At 67.1% G+C, this 16,645-nt stretch carries 16 protein-coding genes; 13 read left to right on the top strand and 3 right to left on the bottom strand.

Translation table 11 applies throughout. The features are described from left to right. The first annotated feature begins 1 nt into the window (after position 1). The 13 genes from ACYVHU_RS10525 (at position 2) to ACYVHU_RS10465 (ending at position 11,714) form a co-directional block, all read left to right on the top strand. Complete coding sequence (locus ACYVHU_RS10525) at positions 2 to 562, top strand: hypothetical protein (protein ID WP_498948210.1); 561 nt, start codon at positions 2 to 4, stop codon at positions 560 to 562. A gap of 12 nt (positions 563 to 574) precedes the next feature. After that, entirely contained in the window at positions 575 to 877 is a 303-nt protein-coding gene (locus ACYVHU_RS10520; RefSeq protein ID WP_498948209.1) for a hypothetical protein, read from the top strand. Between the two features lie 18 nt (positions 878 to 895). After that, positions 896 to 1,516, top strand: a complete 621-nt coding sequence (locus ACYVHU_RS10515; protein ID WP_498948208.1) for a hypothetical protein — start codon at positions 896 to 898, stop codon at positions 1,514 to 1,516. Between the two features lie 78 nt (positions 1,517 to 1,594). Continuing rightward, positions 1,595 to 3,142 (top strand): ICP22 family protein, encoded by a 1,548-nt coding sequence (locus ACYVHU_RS10510; protein WP_498948207.1) that lies wholly within the window; start codon positions 1,595 to 1,597, stop codon positions 3,140 to 3,142. A gap of 21 nt (positions 3,143 to 3,163) precedes the next feature. Beyond that, on the top strand, positions 3,164 to 4,642 hold the full coding sequence (locus ACYVHU_RS10505) for an SCO6880 family protein (RefSeq protein ID WP_078761670.1): 1,479 nt from the start codon (positions 3,164 to 3,166) through the stop codon (positions 4,640 to 4,642). Between the two features lie 16 nt (positions 4,643 to 4,658). Then, on the top strand, positions 4,659 to 6,248 hold the full coding sequence (locus tag ACYVHU_RS10500; RefSeq protein WP_235000934.1) for a putative type IV secretion/conjugal transfer ATPase: 1,590 nt from the start codon (positions 4,659 to 4,661) through the stop codon (positions 6,246 to 6,248). A 9-nt stretch (positions 6,249 to 6,257) separates the two neighbouring features. Further along, on the top strand, positions 6,258 to 8,057 hold the full coding sequence (locus tag ACYVHU_RS10495) for a type IV secretory system conjugative DNA transfer family protein (RefSeq protein WP_498948206.1): 1,800 nt from the start codon (positions 6,258 to 6,260) through the stop codon (positions 8,055 to 8,057). 300 nt (positions 8,058 to 8,357) lie between these two features. Next, a complete protein-coding gene (locus ACYVHU_RS10490) occupies positions 8,358 to 8,546 on the top strand; it encodes a hypothetical protein (protein WP_498948205.1) in 189 nt (62 codons plus the stop codon). 514 nt (positions 8,547 to 9,060) lie between these two features. Then, positions 9,061 to 9,456: a DUF4913 domain-containing protein gene (locus tag ACYVHU_RS10485; RefSeq protein WP_498948204.1), complete on the top strand. Its 396-nt coding sequence runs from the start codon at positions 9,061 to 9,063 to the stop codon at positions 9,454 to 9,456. A 38-nt stretch (positions 9,457 to 9,494) separates the two neighbouring features. Then, positions 9,495 to 9,968: a hypothetical protein gene (locus tag ACYVHU_RS10480; RefSeq protein WP_498948203.1), complete on the top strand. Its 474-nt coding sequence runs from the start codon at positions 9,495 to 9,497 to the stop codon at positions 9,966 to 9,968. Positions 9,969 to 10,005: 37 nt separating this feature from the next. Beyond that, a complete protein-coding gene (locus tag ACYVHU_RS10475) occupies positions 10,006 to 10,431 on the top strand; it encodes a hypothetical protein (protein ID WP_498948202.1) in 426 nt (141 codons plus the stop codon). Positions 10,432 to 10,504: 73 nt separating this feature from the next. Further along, on the top strand, positions 10,505 to 11,173 hold the full coding sequence (locus ACYVHU_RS10470; protein WP_498948201.1) for a hypothetical protein: 669 nt from the start codon (positions 10,505 to 10,507) through the stop codon (positions 11,171 to 11,173). A gap of 46 nt (positions 11,174 to 11,219) precedes the next feature. Next, complete coding sequence (locus tag ACYVHU_RS10465) at positions 11,220 to 11,714, top strand: hypothetical protein (protein WP_498948200.1); 495 nt, start codon at positions 11,220 to 11,222, stop codon at positions 11,712 to 11,714. Between the two features lie 655 nt (positions 11,715 to 12,369). Here ACYVHU_RS10465 and ACYVHU_RS10460 read toward each other — a convergent pair. The 3 genes from ACYVHU_RS10460 to ACYVHU_RS10450 form a co-directional block, all read right to left on the bottom strand. Next, entirely contained in the window at positions 12,370 to 14,139 is a 1,770-nt protein-coding gene (locus tag ACYVHU_RS10460) for an acetyl/propionyl/methylcrotonyl-CoA carboxylase subunit alpha (protein WP_078761665.1), read from the bottom strand. A 138-nt stretch (positions 14,140 to 14,277) separates the two neighbouring features. Continuing rightward, positions 14,278 to 14,532, bottom strand: coding sequence for an acyl-CoA carboxylase subunit epsilon (locus ACYVHU_RS10455; RefSeq protein ID WP_078761664.1), 255 nt, complete (start codon positions 14,530 to 14,532; stop codon positions 14,278 to 14,280). Further along, positions 14,529 to 16,133 (bottom strand): acyl-CoA carboxylase subunit beta, encoded by a 1,605-nt coding sequence (locus tag ACYVHU_RS10450; RefSeq protein WP_498948199.1) that lies wholly within the window; start codon positions 16,131 to 16,133, stop codon positions 14,529 to 14,531. The genes ACYVHU_RS10455 and ACYVHU_RS10450 overlap by 4 nt, the downstream gene beginning before the upstream one ends. Positions 16,134 to 16,645: the final 512 nt, after the last annotated feature.

Genomic DNA, 16,645 nt, shown 5'->3' with positions numbered 1-16,645 from the left:
CATGAGCTTCTTCGCCTCTAGGCGCCCGGACGGCCGGGAATCAGAGGCCGAGTCGCCGGAACAGGCCGGAAGCGGCCTGGGACTACCGGCGTGGACGCAGGAAGCCGTACTCTTCGGTTGCCATGGCGGCGCGGGGACCAGCACGCTCAACGTCCTGCTCGGCGATTCCTGGGATCTCGGATCGTACGGTCCCGAACGGAGCGACATCGGCACGTACGGCAGGCCCCTGGTCCTGGTCTGCCGGGATACCGTCGCGGCCAGCGGCCGGGCGACGGAGACGGTCACCGCGCTGACGGAACAGGGTCTTCGGATCACCGCGCTCATCGTGGTCGCGGACGGGGCCGGAGGCCCTCCCCAGGCCGCCCGCATCCGGTTCCGGCTGCTCGAGGAGCGGGTCGGCGGACTGGTGCACTTCCCCTTCGTTCCCGCCCTGCGCTATGTGGACACGGCCGAGGCGGGAAAGGTCGCCCTGCCGCGCAAGGCCAGGGAGGCGCTCCGGTGGATTCGTCAACTCTGTGCGGAACAGGCGCGTGATCGGCTTCTGGGCACGGTCCCGGAATAGAAAGGTCTGACCATGGATCTCCTTCCCCTTCACACGATCGAGGTCACGACCCAGTTCGTGGCCGCCCTCGTCCCCAATCCCGGTGCCGATCTCCCGGACGAGGTCGACAATTCCCTCAACACGATCTTCGGCTGGGCCAAGGGTGTCATCGTCGTCCTCGGAGTGATCGGCATCCTCTTCTCGGCGGGACGGATGGCCCTGGGCAAGATGGGCCGGACCGACCTGGCCGCCGACGGTATCGGCTCGCTGGTGTGGGTCGTGTTCGGGCTCTCCCTGATGATGGTCGCCATCCCCATCGTGCTCGGTTTCGTCTAGACGCCCGTTGGGATGCTCATGAGTCTGCCTTCGCGGGTCATGCTCCTGGCCCAGGACATTCCGTGCGTCCGTCCGGAGATCGCAGGGCTGACATGTGCCCAGCAACGGGGGGAGGAACCGATCCCCCCGAGCGCGCCCCCCTCCTATGAGGCCCTGCTTCCCGTCCTCGGGGCGCTCAAGTGGCTCGCGCTGATCCTCGGGGTGATCGGCCTGCTGATCATCGCGGGCAAGATCGTCTCGGCCGCCATGCGCGGCCACGCGGGGCAGGCGGCGCAGAGCGTCGGTGAGATCCCCTGGGTGCTGCTGTCCGTGTGCCTGACCCTCGTGGCGCTCCCGCTCGTGTCCCAGATCCTGCCGGGATCCGCGCTCTCGGGCAGCGTCCAGGCCGACGCCTCGGTCGCCGGGGAGAACAGGGAGGCGTTCGACAGCGCCCTGTCCACGATCATCTCCTGGGGCAAGGGCGTCGTCGCGGTCCTGGGGGTGATCGGCCTGCTCTTCGCGGCCGGCCGTATGGCACTCGGCCGGATCGGGCGCAGCGACCTGGTGGTCGAGGGAGTGGGAACGGTCACCTGGGTGGTCTTGGGGATCTCCCTCATGCTGCTCTCCTCCGTCATCATCACCGGTGTGGCGGGCCTGTGATGACCTCCGACGACCGGTCTCTCCCGTGGAGACCGGCCTTCCAGTCGATCCGGCCGCTGGTCCTCGGTGAGGTGCTCCGTGATTGATGCCCTGTTCGGTTCCGTTGAGGACTGGGTCGGCGAAGGCATCGCCGGCCTCGCCTCGATCGGAATCAACTCCTTCTTGAGCATGCTCAAGATGTTCCTCGTCGGCTGGGCGATGAAGCCCACGATCGACCTCGAAACGCAGTCCCTGATCCCTTCCGGTCTGCCCTCGGAAGGGAACAAGGACTCGATCGTCTCGAGCCTCAACGATTCGCTCATGCCCCTGGTCGGCATCATCGCGGTGGGCGGCATCCTCGCGGCCGCGGCGAGGCTCGCGCTGATGCGCCGGGTGGAACCGATGATGAACATGCTCTCCGGCATCCTGACCCTGGTCGTCACGACCTTTCTCGGGCTGGGGATCGCCGGGGCGCTGATCTCCTTCTCCGACTCCTTCTCGATGATCTTCGTCGTGGAGATCACCAAGACCGATGTCCTTCAGGACTTCAAAGGCGAGATGGATCTCACCGAGGGAGTCCTCCAGTACCTCGCCTACGCCTTCTTCATGATCATCGTCGCCCTGCTGGGCGTCATGTTCGTCTTCGTCCAGATGATCTTCATGGTCCTGCGGGACGCCTCGCTGCTCGTCCTGGCCGGCGTCCTCCCCCTGGCGGCGGTCGGCAAGATGATCCCCGGGACGAAGTGGTTCGAGAAGATCACCGGCTGGATGCTCGCCCTGATCTTCTACAAACCCTGCGCGGTCCTCGTCATGTGGGTGGGATTCAGCCTTCTGGAGGGCGGATCGGGGAGCGCCGCCGATGACAACGTCACCCCCGAGTCGCTGCTGCTGCCCAAGAACGAGGAGGCCGGAGGGGTGACCGGCGCCCAGCTCGTCGACCTCGCCTACAACATGACGATGGGGGTCATGATCATCGGCCTGGCCCTGCTCGCCATGCCGGTGATGGTCAAGCTCTTCGACTGGACGGTCGGTCACGTCGGCGGACTCAGCAACCCGGCCCCGGCGATCGCCGGGGCGGCCGCGGGGATCGGTGTGGCGGTGGCGACCGGAGGGACGAGCGCCGCGGCGGGGGCCGCGGGCGGACAAGCGGGCACCATCACCGGCAACCTCGGGGACATGTCGGGCGGGTTCTCCGGCGGCGGGGGCGGTGGCGCGCCGCAGCCTTCGGGAGCCAACCCCTCCACCGGCTCCCCCTCGCCCAATGGCTCCCCCTCGCCCGATGGTTCCCCCTCGCCCGATGGTTCCCCCTCGCCCGATGGTTCCCCCTCGCCCGATGGTTCCCCCTCGCCCGATGGTTCCCCCTCGCCCGACGGTTTCCCCTCGCCCGATGGTTCCCCCTCGCCCGACGGTTTCCCCTCGCCCGACGGTTTCCCCTCGCCCGACGGCTCCCCCTCCACCGGAGCCCCGCCGTCCGGGGGCGACGGGAACGGGGGGCCGGTCCCCGTGGTGCCGGTCACCGGCTCGGTTCCCCCGGGCAACGGCGGAGGCGGTACCGCACCCGACTGGGGCAACGTCACCCAGCAGGCGTTCAACGCCGCCAGCGAGTTCGGGCACGAGGCCGCGGGCTCGACCCAAGAGCAGAACTGATCACCGAAGGATGCCTTCACCATGTCGCAACCACGCATGTACGGCGGCTGGCGCAAACAGCGCAGCATCGGCATCGCGGGGCTCGGTCTGGGGGCGACGCTGGGGTTGATGGGCGGGCTCATCGTCCTGGTCGTCGCCGCGTCGATCAACCCCGCCTGGCTGCTCTACCTGGCTCCGCCCTTCCTCCTCGCCGCCCTCTTCATGGCGATCCCCGTCCAGGGGGAGTCCCTGGCCGCCTGGAGCGCCGCCCGCTTCCGCTGGTGGCTCACCCGGATGAAGGGACACTCCAAGTACCAGGCCGGCGTCATGATCGAGCACCCCCGGGCCTTCCAGCTCCCCGGGATCCTCGCCCCGATCTCCCTGCTCGACGTCGAGGACGGCCGTGGCGGCAGGTACGGGGTCGCCTGGCACCGGCGGACCGGGCACATGACGGCGACCCTGCGCACCGCGCCCAACTCCACCTGGCTGGCCGAGTCGCACGACGTCGACACCTGGGTCGCCAACTGGCACGCCTGGCTCGCCCGGCTCGGCTACATGCCCTGGGTCTCCTGGGTCGCCGTCACGGTCGAAACCGCGCCCGACCCCGGTTCGACGCTGCGCGACCAGGTGCTGTCGACCCTGAACCCCCAGGCTCCGGCCGAGGCGCACAAGATCATGAACGACCTCGTCGCCGCGGCCCCCGCGGTCAGCGCCAACGTCGAGACCCGGGTGTCGATCACCTTCGACCCCCGTAAGTTCCCCGCGGCCCCCAAGACCCGGTTGGAGGCGGTGGCGGAGCTCGGCAACTACCTCAACGAGCTGGAGGCCTCCCTGGGCAACTGCGGGGTCAGCGTCCTGGGCCGGTCCACCCCCCAGCACCTGGTGGCCACCGTCCGCAACGCCTACGAGCCGGACGCCCGCGGCGAGACCAACCGCCTTCTGACGACCGACCCCGAGACGATCCGCACGGACGACTGGGCCGACGCCGGCCCCATGGGAGCCGAGATCTTCCACGACCACTACCGGCACGACGGTGGGGTCAGCGTCGCCTGGGTGTGGCAGGAGGCGCCGCGCACCAACGTGACCTCCAGCGTGCTCGCCAAACTGCTGGCCCCCACCCGCTACACCAAGCGCACCACGCTCCTCTACCGCCCCTGGCCCGCGGCGAGCGCGGCGGCGACCCTGGAGAGCCAGCGGACCGCCGCGCAGTACAGGTCCGAGCTCAGCCGGCGGGTACGCCACCAGGTCAGTGCCCGCGACCGGCAAGACGAGGAACGGGCGGCCCAGGCGGCCCGCGAGGAGAGCATGGGCGCCGGTCTCGTCCAGATGTCGATGTATGTGACGGTCACCGTCACCGACGAGGAGAAACTGCCCGGGGCCATCGCCCAGACCGAATCGGCGGCCGAATCCTCCCGGATCCGGCTGCGGCGCGCCTGGGGCAGCCAGGACGTCGCCTTCGCCACCACACTTCCGCTGGGGATCTGCCCGCCCTGGCTGCTCCAGCGGCTCAACGGCTGGTAGGAGAGGAGGGCCTAGCGTGCCCAGGCGTGGACGAGAACGCGGCGAGGACGAGGCGGCCCGCGAGAAGCGGTCCCCTCGACCCGCCAAAAGGATCAAAGCGGCGAAAGCCCCCAAGGCGGCCAAGGGGGTCGGCCGGTCGAAGCCGACGGGGCCCGACCCGGGCTCCTTCGTCGACCAGAAGGAGAGGGAACAGCTTCCCCCCATGATGGGGTGGGCCCACCGATCAGGGGGACGTTCCCCCAACATCTGCTCGGTGCCCGAGTACCAGGCCACCACGACCCAGGCCTGCGGCCTGTTCCCGTTCGTGACCAGCAGCAAACCGCCCTCCGTGGGCACCCCCATCGGACGCGACCAGCTTTCCGGCGAGGTCGTCTGCATGGACCCGCTGGCCTGGCTGCGGGCCGGCCTGGTCACCAACCCGGGCGTCTTCGTCCTCGGTCAGCCCGGAACCGGCAAGTCGACGTTTGTCAAGCGCCTGGTGACCGGGTCGATCGCGACGGGAACCAAGACCCTCGTCCTGGGCGACACCAAGCCCGACTACTCCGACCTGGTGCGGCACCTGGGCGGCCAGGTGATCCGCATCGGCCGGGGCCTGGACCGGATCAACCCCCTCGACTCCGGCCCGCTGGGATCGGTGGTGCGCAGGATGAGCGGCCCCGACGGCGAGAAGCTGCGCTGGGAGGTCCGCGGGCGGCGGATCTCCCTGCTCATGGCGTTGTGCACGCTGGTCCGCGAAGGCCCCATCAGCAACGCCGAGGAGGTCATCCTCGGCACCGCGGTGGACCTGCTGGACGCGCGGCTCGGCGAGGAGCGCCAGCCCACCGTCGTCGACGTTCTCAAGATCATCGAGGAGGGGCCGCAGGAACTGCGGTCCATGGCCCGCGCCGGCGACGACCTGCGCTACGACGGCCGCGTCGACGACCTCATCTTCACCCTGCGCCTCCTCGTCGCCGGATCCCTGGCCGGAGTGTTCGACGACCAGACCACCACCCCGCTCGACCTGGACAGCCCCGCGGTCAGCGTGGACATCAGCAGGGTCGGCGCGGCCGGCGACAAACTGCTCACCGCGGCGATGCTGTGCACCTGGAGCTACGGGTTCGGCATGGTCGACGCCGCGCAGGCGCTGGCCGACGCGGGGCTCGCGCCCCGCCGTTCCTTCCTCGGCGTCATGGACGAGCTGTGGCGGGCGCTGCGCGGCGCCCCCGGCCTGGTCGAGTACGCCGACTCGCTCACCCGCCTCAACCGCTCCAAGGGCATGGCCTCGATCATGGTCACCCACTCCCTGTCGGACCTGGAGGCCCTGGCCACGGAGGAGGACCGGGCCAAGGCCCGGGGCTTCGTGGACCGCAGCGCGATCCTCGTCATGGCGGGGCTGCCGCCGCGCGAGCTCGCCAGCGTCCACCAGATCACCCCGCTCACCGGCCCCGAGCAGGCGCTCGTCGCGTCCTGGTCGTCGCCGGACTCCTGGCAGCCCGGCGCGCGCCACCCGGGGCGCGGCAAGTACCTGATCAAGACCGGCGCGGAGCGTCTGGGGATCCCGGTCCAGATGGCGCTCACCCGCGACGAGGAATGGCTCTACGACACCGACCAGGCGATGAGGTTGTGAGGGACGGACATGGGAAAAAGGATCCAGCCGCGCGGCAGCGGCCTGTCGGCGGCGGCGAGCCCCCTGTTCGCCCTCGTCGCCCTGTGGGGAGCGGTACTACTGGTGTGGCTGTTCTGGTTGTCGGCGCGCGTCGCCGCAGCCATGACCGGGGCGGAGGTGCCGGGGTTCGGGGTGTCCTGGATCCTCGGCCTGTTCACCTGGGACACCGCGAGCACCTGGCCGGAGGTCCCCACTCCCCTGGTCGTCGCGGTCTTCGCCGTGATCGCCACTCTCCTGCTGGGCGCGCTCATCCTGATCTTCCGCGCGATCGGTAAGTACCGGGGGCGCGAGGGCGACCCCGTGGCCGCCCTCAACAAGGGGGACGACACCGTCGCCGAGCTCGCCCGTCCCCAGGCGGCCGAGAAGGCCCTGCGGCTGCGCAGGCGCACGCTGGCCGGCCGCAAGGCCAAGTCGCTCTCCGACGACGAGGTCGGCCTGGTCATCGGGAAGATCAAGCAGCCCCGCGGCCCCGCGGGGCCGACCCTCTTCGCCTCCTGGGAGGACACGATCCTCGCCTACATGGCGCCCCGGGCCGGCAAGACCACCGGCATGGCGATCCCCTACGTCCTCGCCGCCCCCGGCCCGGCCCTGGCCACCAGCAACAAGGGCGACGTCTGGGCCGCCACCGCCAAGATCCGCGCGGAGCGCACCGGGGAGCGGGTCTGGCTGTTCGACCCGCAGCGCATCACCCACCAGCCGCAGGAGTTCTGGTGGAACCCCCTGCGCGGAGTCGACACGGTCGAGGCGGCGCACCGCCTGGCCGGCCACTTCGTGCTGACCATCGACGACGACTCCAAGAAGGACATGTGGGGCCCGGCCGCCAAGGCCCTCATCTCCCAGTTGATCCTCGCGGCGGCGCTGGACGGCGAATCCCTGGCGACGGTCGGGGAGTGGCTGCACGACGCCAAGCACACGCGCCCCGTCGACATCCTGTTCGACCACGGGTTCGTCGCCTACGCCGAGGCGCTGCGCGAGACCCAGAACATCGTCAGCGAGACCCGTGACGGCATCTACACGACCGCGCGGACGGCGGCCCGCTGCCTGGACGACCCCGAGATCATGGAGTGGGTCAACCCGCCCGCGAAGGGGAACCTGGACGAGTTCGACCCCCGCTCCTTCGTCGCCTCCAAGCAGACGTTGCACCTGCTGAGCAAGTCCCGCTCGGCCGCCGCCCCGCTCATCGCCGCCATGACCGACGCCATCTTCATCGCCGGTGAGGAGGCATCGGAGGGCCAGGGCGGCCGGCTCGACCCGCCGCTGGTCGCCGTCCTCGACGAGGCCGCCAACATCTGCAAGATCGCCGACCTCCCGGACCTGTACTCCCACCTCGGATCGCGCGGGATCATCCCCGTCACCATCCTGCAGAGCTACCGCCAGGGCGTGCGCGTGTGGACGGAGAACGGGATGGAGGCCATGTGGTCGGCCGCGACCGTGAAGGTCTTCGGCGCGGGCCTGGACGACCACAAGATCGTCGACGCGCTGTCCAAGCTCATCGGCCAGCACGACGTGTCCACGGGCTCCTTCAGCTACGGCGACGGGAAGGGCAACCACTCCGTCCAGGTGCGCAGGCAGGAGATCATGCAGGGCTCGGAGATCCGCCAGATCGCCAAGGGCGAGGCCCTCCTGTTCGCCACGGCCGCCCAGCCCACCCTGGTCGAGATGTGCCCCTGGTACAAGGGCCGCGACGCCGACGCCGTCAGCGCCGCGATCAAGGAGTCGGAGCAGGTCATCACCCAAGGGGCGCAGGCCCGGTACGGCGCCTCCAGATGAGCGGGAGCGAGCCGGGGGATGCGGGGAGGGAACCGGAACTTCCGGCCGCGTCCTCAGGCGGGAACCCGTGCCGGTCCGCCTCCGCGGGACCCTCCCGGGACGGGTGAAGGGAAACGGGCGGGTCATGTGAACGGGCTCGTCGTGTGATGGATCCGGAGATCCGGATATGAGGACCGATCCGGCATGGGAGGTCAGGGAAGCCGGGGTCTCCGGTGCGTGGGAAACGCACGGTGAGGACGCTCTCGGCACCTATCCCGTTCCTGTTCCTCTGGGGAAGGCGAGCCCGTTGGTGAGAAGGCGGTGAAAACTCAGGACGCCGGCGGGTGGAGTCTCCGGAACGGGGAGCCGGAGGTCCTTGAGCTCGAAGAGGCCACGGCGCAGGACGGGGAGAGCCCGGTCGAATACCTCTGCAAGAACCTTCTGAGCGGTCACCTTCCTATTGAGATGCGTATCAGCAGGGAGGATGAGAATGGAGAGCGGAAGAAGTGAAGATTTCAAGGAAGTGGCCGAAGAGGAATTCATGGGAGTGTTCCAGAGGAGGATGCTCGGCCTGAGTGGGCCGGTTCAGGGAGATGTCATGAGGTCATCCTTCGCGGATGGTCCGGTGACGGACCGGGAGACCGCCGTGCCGGGCGGAAACGGGCTGGACGGCTTCGCGGTGTCCACTGAAGGAAGAGCATTGCGGCCGGTGACGGTGCCGCGATGTTCATCGTCTCTCTCGACTCGGCCGATTACGGGGACAGAATGACGGCGGACGATGAGAGGACCCGCAGAGATGTTCCCGGCTGGATATGACCGGCCAGTGAAGGCCGTGCTGGAAAGGCGTCTGGTCCTGGAGAGGCGAGGACGCCCTCTTGCCCCTCGAAGGGACAGAACCCGCAGGCCGGGCCCGGGGAGGGCGTCTGAGGACGGTGACCAGTGCTGAGCGGGGTTGAGGAAGTGCGGAGGACGGCCGGGTCGGGTGGTTCGATTCCGGCCGTTGTGGTGTGTGAGGAGGAGAAGGTTGACGGAGACGGTGGATGAGATGCGGGAGGACCGGTTCGAGGAGGAGAACGGTGAGGAGGTTCCGGAGCCGGTCTATGACAGCGTCGAGGAGTTCGTGACCCAGCGGTTCCTGCCGATGTACTGCCGGCCCGAGGGGGGGCAGTTCCGATGGTGTGCGGAGTGGTGGAGGCATCCCGAGGCGGTGTCGAGGTTCCAGGCGATCTGGCATGCATGGGAGGTGCTGCGCTGGGAGCCGGGGACGGGTATGGCCACGTGGTACCGGGATTATCTCGACTTTCAGCTCCCCATCATCCTGGGCGACACCGGCCCCTTCCGTGAGTGCACGTCCCGCCGGCACCAGGAGCCCCGTCCCCTGCCGCACGTACCCGCACCAGAAGGCTGGTTCGACTCCTGAGGCTGTTATCCAGGTGGTCCTGATCGCGGAGAAGTGGTATGGAGATCGTACAGAGTTTAGTTAATACGGCTGGGATCGCTCCCTTTTTAGTGAGTTTTTCGATTGTCGCGGTAAAGGCGTTTTCGCTATCGGTTGCGGGGGTCATGAAAATCGTCACCTCCGGGTATCGGCGGAGGATAGCGGAAATCGAGAGGCGTGCTGGTCAAGCTTTGAGAGAGGCGGAGAGTGTCGAACTGAAAAATGTCGGACCGGAGACGGCCCTTGAGAAATTGAGAGAAGAAAATAATTTAAAATCCTCCGTCCTGGATAACCTGGGAAGCAATGTTGACCTTATTAGAGATGCGCGTGAAAGGATAGGGAGAATTCTTGACGGGGATCTGGATCCGAAAAATAGAAGAGAGGAGGGGGCCTCCCTGTCTCCCAGAGGGATCTTGGAAGCGATTTCCGGTGTCAGGAAGCCGTCCACCAGGGATGGGGGGCAAGGTCAAGGCAGGGGGAAGGGTATAGGCTGAGGGTGGCCGTTCGAGTATTAAAGTGAGGTGAATTGGGGTGGACGTGGTTTTTCTCGTAACTGGTTTCACGGTTTCTGTGCTGGTTGTCGTCGCTTTCCTTGGCTACGCTCTTGTTTCTGATAGATACACTCTCTCGCCGAATCATTCGGGCGAGGGGAAACGGGAGGGGGAGGGCCGCGAATCCGTGTCCCTCGGGATTCGGGCTAGGAGGGTTCTCGGGGCGGAGAGGAAGAAGCTGATTTATCTTGAAAGGGTCAAGGATAGCGGGCGCGCCTCTTATGTGTGCGAGGGGATAAAGAAGGCGATTGAAGAAGAGCGGAATAAGGTAGAAGAATTTGAAAGGAGTCTAAAATATGATATTGACGCGGAAAGGAAGGCGGTGCTCACGAAGAGGCAGGCGTCGTTTATTTTCATGATGTTTGTTTTGGCAGTGATTACGGGAGGATTTTACTCCTACTTTTAGGGGTGTATGTTGAAGGGGATTCGTCTTGGATGTGCCGAATATCGTAGGGCTAGGAGCCACTGTTATAGGAGCAGTGACTCTGGTTCTTACGGTTGTGTCTGATTTCGGTTCCATTGTGGAAGATTGGCGCAACCTGGTGACTAAAAAGAAGGAGCTCCGTGATCTGGAAGAGGGGGAAGGAGTGAAGCTTCAGGAACTGGCGGCCCGGAAGCAAAGGGCTGAGGGTAAAGAGACCCTGATCGATATGGGCGAGCAGACGGAACGCAACAGGGGGTCGGCTCTGGAGTCCAAAATCGAAGCGAATCGGCTTAAATGGGACGAAGAGGTGGGACTCCTTGCGGACCTGGTCAAAGAACTTGGATCGCTGGGCATCCTGAACGAGGGGAGAGTTGAACTAGTTTCTGGCATGAGCCCCAGGTCGACCGAAGATATCGCGCAGATTCTGTCGGTGGTCGCAGGATTGCTTGAAAGGAGCGATCGCTCTGGTTTGGCGAACATAAAGATAAGAGATGATTTCTCCGGCTTGGGCGATATTTTGAATAGTGAATATCCAGGTAAAGGGCAAGAACGGAAAAGAGTGGATGGTCCGGTGAATCCTTCAGGGAGAGAAGTGGGAAGTGGGCTGGAGCCTGGAGGGAAGCGACGGCTCCTGAAAGCGGTCGAGCGTAATAGGAAGACTGGAGGAAGCGGAACCGGGCGAGGGTGGAAAAGGGATGACGGAGGACAGCGTAATGCTCTGTGAAGAACTGTTTGTGTCCGAACCTATTTGACGTGTAAAAGGGTTGCCGATGGCTGCAGATTCCACCTTCATATTCTTTTCCATAGTCGCTGCTTCTCTAGTTGTTTGGGTGATGGAGAATGTTATGGACGACGCGATAAAAGGGGTTTTCAGTATTCTCAAAGGCGGTGGAGAATATGCTTACACTCTCCCTGAACTGAAGAGGTGGAAGGGGTGGAGGGATGTTGCCGAGCGCAGACGTCGACTCATTGACAATTTCGTTGCAAAGGAAATAGGGGAGGGCGGGGGGAGGCGATCGACTTTTCCTGGTGGAGTCGATGTCGATTTGGATAGAAAAGAATACGCTTTGAGATATGAGAATTTGCAAGAAGGTCTTAGGTCTCTAGGGGGCCTGGAGGGTCCTCTGCAGGAGCTTGAAAAGGGCCTCCAGGGGGGCAGTAGGAAGATGGTGTATGTAGAGACGGTCTATGTCTCCGCTCTTTTCATATTGTCGCTTACGGGATTATTGCTCATGTTCATCGGTGTCTATCAGATGAGCTTTTGACCATCGAGGAAGACTGCCGTCGGCCGCGATCGCTTGCTGAAAAGATGATGGTGGGCGTACCGTCGACCTGGGAATCGGTGAGTGTGCGGCTGGACGTTGCAGCGTCTCGAAGCGAGTGCGGCCGGTGAGAACGAATTCAGAGCTCGTGTCATTCGGTGAGTGTGCGGCGGGAGCGGAACAACGTTCTTCAGGCGATGCCGATGAAGGCCGGGAAGCAGCCGGATCTGCGCTCGTGACGATCGTGCAGGCAGCAGTATCCGGTCGGTCTGCCATGAGTCTTGTCCCGACCGTTTCAAGGACTCCACACCCTTGTACGTCAGGCGCTGGAGGGACCCGTTCGCGCAGGCATCGGCGCAGACGATCGCGCCCCTTGCCGTCGTGCGGTTTGACTGGTTCTATGCCACCGAAGGTCGTGGCGAGAACGGGATACAGAAACCCCCGCACCAGGCGCAGAAGGGCCTGACTGTCGTGGGCGAAGAAGAGACCTCGGATTCTGGAAGTCCTCTCCCGGCGTTGATCTCCGTCTTTCTGTTCCATGCCCCGGCTGGAAGGGGCGTGGAGCAGTGGGACCGGGATCTAGACGGATGACTCCTGAAGAACAGAACGCGCCGCCCCCGTGGGACGGCGCGTTCTGTTCTCGCTGAGCGGTTCCGGCTTAGGCGTCCTTGATCTCGCAGACGACGCCGCCGTTGCCGATGGTCTCGCCCGCAGTGACGGCCAGGCCCTTGATGATGCCGGCCCTGTGGGCGGTCAGGGGCTGTTCCATCTTCATGGCCTCGATGACCACGATGGTGTCGCCCTCGGCCACGGTCTGGCCGTCCTCGGCGACGACCTTGACGACGGTGCCCTGCATGGGGGAGACCAGGGCGTCGCCGCTCACGGCCGTGCCGGCCGCCCCGCCCGACCGTCGGGAGGTTCGCTTGGGGGCGGTCCGCCCGGCCGGGGCCGTGGCGCCGGCGCCCAGCCCCGCGGGCAGGACGACCTCGACCCGCCGCCCACCGACCTCGACGGTGACCCGCTCGCGCGGCTCCGCCTCCTCGGGCTGGACGGTCGGCCCGGAGTAGGGGGCGATGTCGTTGTCGAACTCGGTCTCGATCCAGCGAGTGTGCACCGTGAACGGCTGCGAGGGGTCGGCCGGGGCGAAGGCGGGGTCGGCCACGACCGCCTGGTGGAACGGGATGACGGTGGGCATGCCGCCGACCTCGAACTCCGCCAGGGCGCGGCGTGAGCGCTCCAGGGCCTCGGTCCGGGTGCGCCCGGTGACGATCAGCTTGGCCACCATCGAGTCGAATGCCTGCGGGACGGTGAACCCGGCCTCGCACCCGGTGTCGACGCGCACCCCGGGCCCGCCGGGGAGGTTGAACGAGGTGATGGTGCCCGGCGCCGGCATGAAGTTCCGGCCGGCGTCCTCGGCGTTGATGCGGAACTCGAAGGAGTGGCCGCGCACCACCGGGTCCTCGTAGTCCAGGGTCCCGCCCTCGGCGATGCGGAACATCTCGCGCACCAGGTCGATGCCGGTGACCTCCTCGGTGACCGGGTGCTCGACCTGGAGGCGGGTGTTGACCTCCAGGAAGGAGACGGTGCCGTCGGCGCCGACGAGGAACTCGCACGTGCCCGCCCCCACGTAACCGGCCTCGCGCAGGATCGCCTTGGAGGAGGAGTAGAGCAGGTCGAGCTGCTCGGCGGTGAGGAACGGCGCAGGCGCCTCCTCCACCAGTTTCTGGTGGCGGCGCTGCAACGAGCAGTCACGGGTGGAGACGACCACGACGTTGCCGTGGGCGTCGGCCAGGCATTGGGTCTCGACGTGGCGGGGGCGGTCGAGGTAGCGCTCGACGAAGCACTCGCCGCGTCCGAAGGCGGTGACGGCTTCGCGCACCGCGGACTCGTACTGGTCGGCGACCTCGTCCAGCGAGCGGGCGACCTTCAATCCGCGGCCGCCGCCACCGAAGGCCGCCTTGATCGCGATGGGCAGGCCGTGTTCCTGGGCGAAGGCGACGACCTCGTCGGCCCCGGAGACCGGGTCGGGGGTGCCGGCGACCAGTGGCGCGCCGACCTTCTGCGCGATGTGCCGGGCCTGGACCTTGTCGCCCAGCGCGGTGATGGCCGAGGGCGGCGGGCCGATCCAGGTCAGCCCGGCGTCGATGACCGCCTGGGCGAAGTCGGCGTTCTCGGCGAGGAATCCGTAGCCGGGGTGGACGGCGTCGGCCCCGGACTCGCGTGCCACGTCGAGGATCTTGGCGATGTCGAGGTAGCTGTCGGCGGGAGTGGTGCCGCCCAGCGCGAACGCCTCGTCGGCGACCTTGACGTGCAGCGCGTCGAGGTCGGGTTCGGCGTAGACGGCGACGCTGGCCAGACCGGCGTCCCGGCAGGCGCGGGCGATCCGCACCGCGATCTCGCCTCGGTTGGCGATCAGAACTTTGCGCACGTTAGAAATTCCTCCTGCTACGGCGTCGGCTTGCCCTCGCGCCCGCATGGCAAAAGCCTGGAAAGAAGTCTAGGCAAGGCGGACCACTGGCCGTCGGCACAGGTATGCCCGCCCTCGGGACATCTACGTCTGGGTGGGTCATCCGGGATGGAAGGCGGAACGCCAGGCCCCCGGCCCGGGGCGCAGCGGCCGGCGCACGAGGCGCGAGCGGTCGCGCCACGCCGAGACCGGCGTGGCGGCACGCTCCGCGGCGGCCCGCGCCGCCTGGGCGGCACGGGCCCGCGCGGTCAGCACGGCGACGAGCGCCGCCACCTCCTCGGGGGACGGATCGCCCTTGACCACCTGGAGGAAGGGCCGCGTGCCGGTTCCGGGGTGTTCCTCGCGCGGGCTCACAGCGGGATGTTCCCGTGCTTCTTGGGCGGCAGCTGAGCGCGCTTGCCGCCCAGGCTGCGCAGCGCCTTGATGACCGAGGTCCGGGTCTCCGAGGGGAGGATCACCCCGTCGACGTAGCCGCGTTCGGCGGCGACGTAGGGGTTGAGGAGGGTGTCCTCGTACTCCTGGACCAGCCGGGTCCGCTCGGCCTCGGGGTCCTCGGCCGCGGCCAGCGCGCGCCGGTGCAGGATGTTGACCGCTCCCTGGGCACCCATGACGGCGATCTGGGCGGTGGGCCAGGCCAGGTTGATGTCGGCGCCCAGGTGCTTGGACCCCATGACGTCGTAGGCCCCGCCGAACGCCTTGCGCGTGATGACGGTGACGAGCGGGACGGTGGCCTCGGCGTAGGCGTAGATCAGCTTGGCGCCGTGCCGGATGATGCCGCGGAATTCCTGGTCGGTCCCCGGCAGGAAACCGGGAACGTCCACGAAGGTCAGCACCGGGACGTTGAAGGCGTCACAGGTCCGCACGAACCGGGCCGCCTTCTCCGAGGCGTCGATGTCCAGGCAGCCGGCGAACTGCATCGGCTGGTTGGCGACCACGCCGACCGGCCGTCCCTCGACCCGGCCGAAGCCCACGATGATGTTGGGGGCGAACTGGGCCTGGACCTCCAGGAAGTCCCCGTCGTCCACGACGTGCTCGATGACCTGGTGCATGTCGTAGGGCTGGTTGGCGGAGTCGGGGACGAAGGTGTCGAGCTCCCGGTCGGCGTCGGTGATCTCCGGCTCCGCCGGCGCCTCCCAGACCGGAGGGTCCTCCAGGTTGTTGGCCGGAAGGTGGGCCAGCAGCGCCTTGACGTAGTCGAGGGCGTCCTGTTCGTCGGAGGCCATGTAGTGGGCGACGCCCGAACGGGCGTTGTGCGTGCGCGCACCGCCCAGCTCCTCCATGGTGACGTCCTCGCCGGTGACCGTCTTGATGACGTCGGGGCCGGTGATGAACATCTGGGAGGTCTGGTCGACCATCACGATGAAGTCGGTCAGCGCGGGGGAGTAGACGTGTCCGCCGGCGGCCGCGCCCATGATCAGCGAGATCTGCGGGATGACGCCCGAGGCGTGCACGTTGCGCTTGAAGATCTCGGCGTACAGGCCGAGCGCGACGACACCCTCCTGGATGCGCGCGCCGCCACCCTCGTTGATGCCGATCACCGGGCAGCCGGTCTTCAGCGCGTGGTCGAGGACCTTGACGATCTTCTCGCCGTAGACCTCGCCCAGCGATCCGCCGAAGACGGTCACGTCCTGGCTGAACAACGCCACCGGGCGGCCGTCGATCGTGGCGTGGCCGGTGACCACGCCGTCCCCGTAGGGACGGTTGGCGTCCAGACCGAAGGAGGTGGATCGGTGTCGGGCCAGCTCGTCGAACTCCACGAACGAGCCGGGGTCCACCAGGGCGTCGATGCGCTCGCGCGCGGTCATCTTGCCCTTGGCGTGCTGCTTGTCGATGGCTCGCTGGGAGCCGGCGTGCACGGCCTCGTAGCGGCGTCGCTGGAGGTCGGCGAGCTTCCCCGCGGTGGTGTGGATGTCGATCTCCGCCGCGGGCAACGGTTCAGGGGCTTCGGTCGCCATGGAGAACCAGAGTAGTCCCGTGGGACGCCTGGGAGGAGACGTGCTCGGGGTTACCCGGAGGTAAGTGGGGTTGGGCACAAGAGGCCAAAGGGGTGGTCCCGTGCCGGTGAACGGCCCGGTAGGGGGAGAAATCCGGGGGAGGGATGCCGGCCAGGAGAACGGTCCAGTGGGCATTCCCGGTTCCGGATCCGTCGGGGTCCGTGGTCCGTTCTCGCGCGGACCGACCGGGACGTCCACCTCCGGGAAGGGAAGGAACCGGCCCCTCCTCGAATGGTGTTCCTTCCCGGGGGACCGCCTCCTCGGTGCCTCTGTTGTCAGGTGACGACCGGCCGCGCCGGGCGCGTTCACGCCGGGTTCGCGTGATGGTCGTGGTGGCCCATCAAGAGGGGACCTGGGCGTGGCCGCGTGCGGCGGTCGTTCTCCTGGACGGGTAGTGCGCGTCCTGGCCGTCACCCGCCCCGGGTCTTGCGAAGTCCGTGGGGATGCCCAGGGGCGAGGGGCCGGTACGGAGG

The organism is Marinactinospora endophytica, assembly GCF_054780875.1.
Note: the sequence above shows the minus strand (reverse complement) of the source record. Positions and strands in the feature narration are given on the sequence as shown.

Bases quoted from the DNA above. Each gene is read 5' to 3' on its own strand.
- ACYVHU_RS10525 (WP_498948210.1), top strand. From the start codon at position 2: ATGAGCTTCTTCGCCTCTAGGCGCCCGGACGGCCGGGAATCAGAGGCC.
- ACYVHU_RS10520 (WP_498948209.1), top strand. From the start codon at position 575: ATGGATCTCCTTCCCCTTCACACGATCGAGGTCACGACCCAGTTCGTG.
- ACYVHU_RS10515 (WP_498948208.1), top strand. From the start codon at position 896: ATGAGTCTGCCTTCGCGGGTCATGCTCCTGGCCCAGGACATTCCGTGC.
- ACYVHU_RS10505 (WP_078761670.1), top strand. From the start codon at position 3,164: ATGTCGCAACCACGCATGTACGGCGGCTGGCGCAAACAGCGCAGCATC.
- ACYVHU_RS10495 (WP_498948206.1), top strand. From the start codon at position 6,258: ATGGGAAAAAGGATCCAGCCGCGCGGCAGCGGCCTGTCGGCGGCGGCG.
- ACYVHU_RS10480 (WP_498948203.1), top strand. From the start codon at position 9,495: ATGGAGATCGTACAGAGTTTAGTTAATACGGCTGGGATCGCTCCCTTT.
- ACYVHU_RS10465 (WP_498948200.1), top strand. From the start codon at position 11,220: ATGGCTGCAGATTCCACCTTCATATTCTTTTCCATAGTCGCTGCTTCT.
- ACYVHU_RS10450 (WP_498948199.1), bottom strand. From the start codon at position 16,133: ATGGCGACCGAAGCCCCTGAACCGTTGCCCGCGGCGGAGATCGACATC.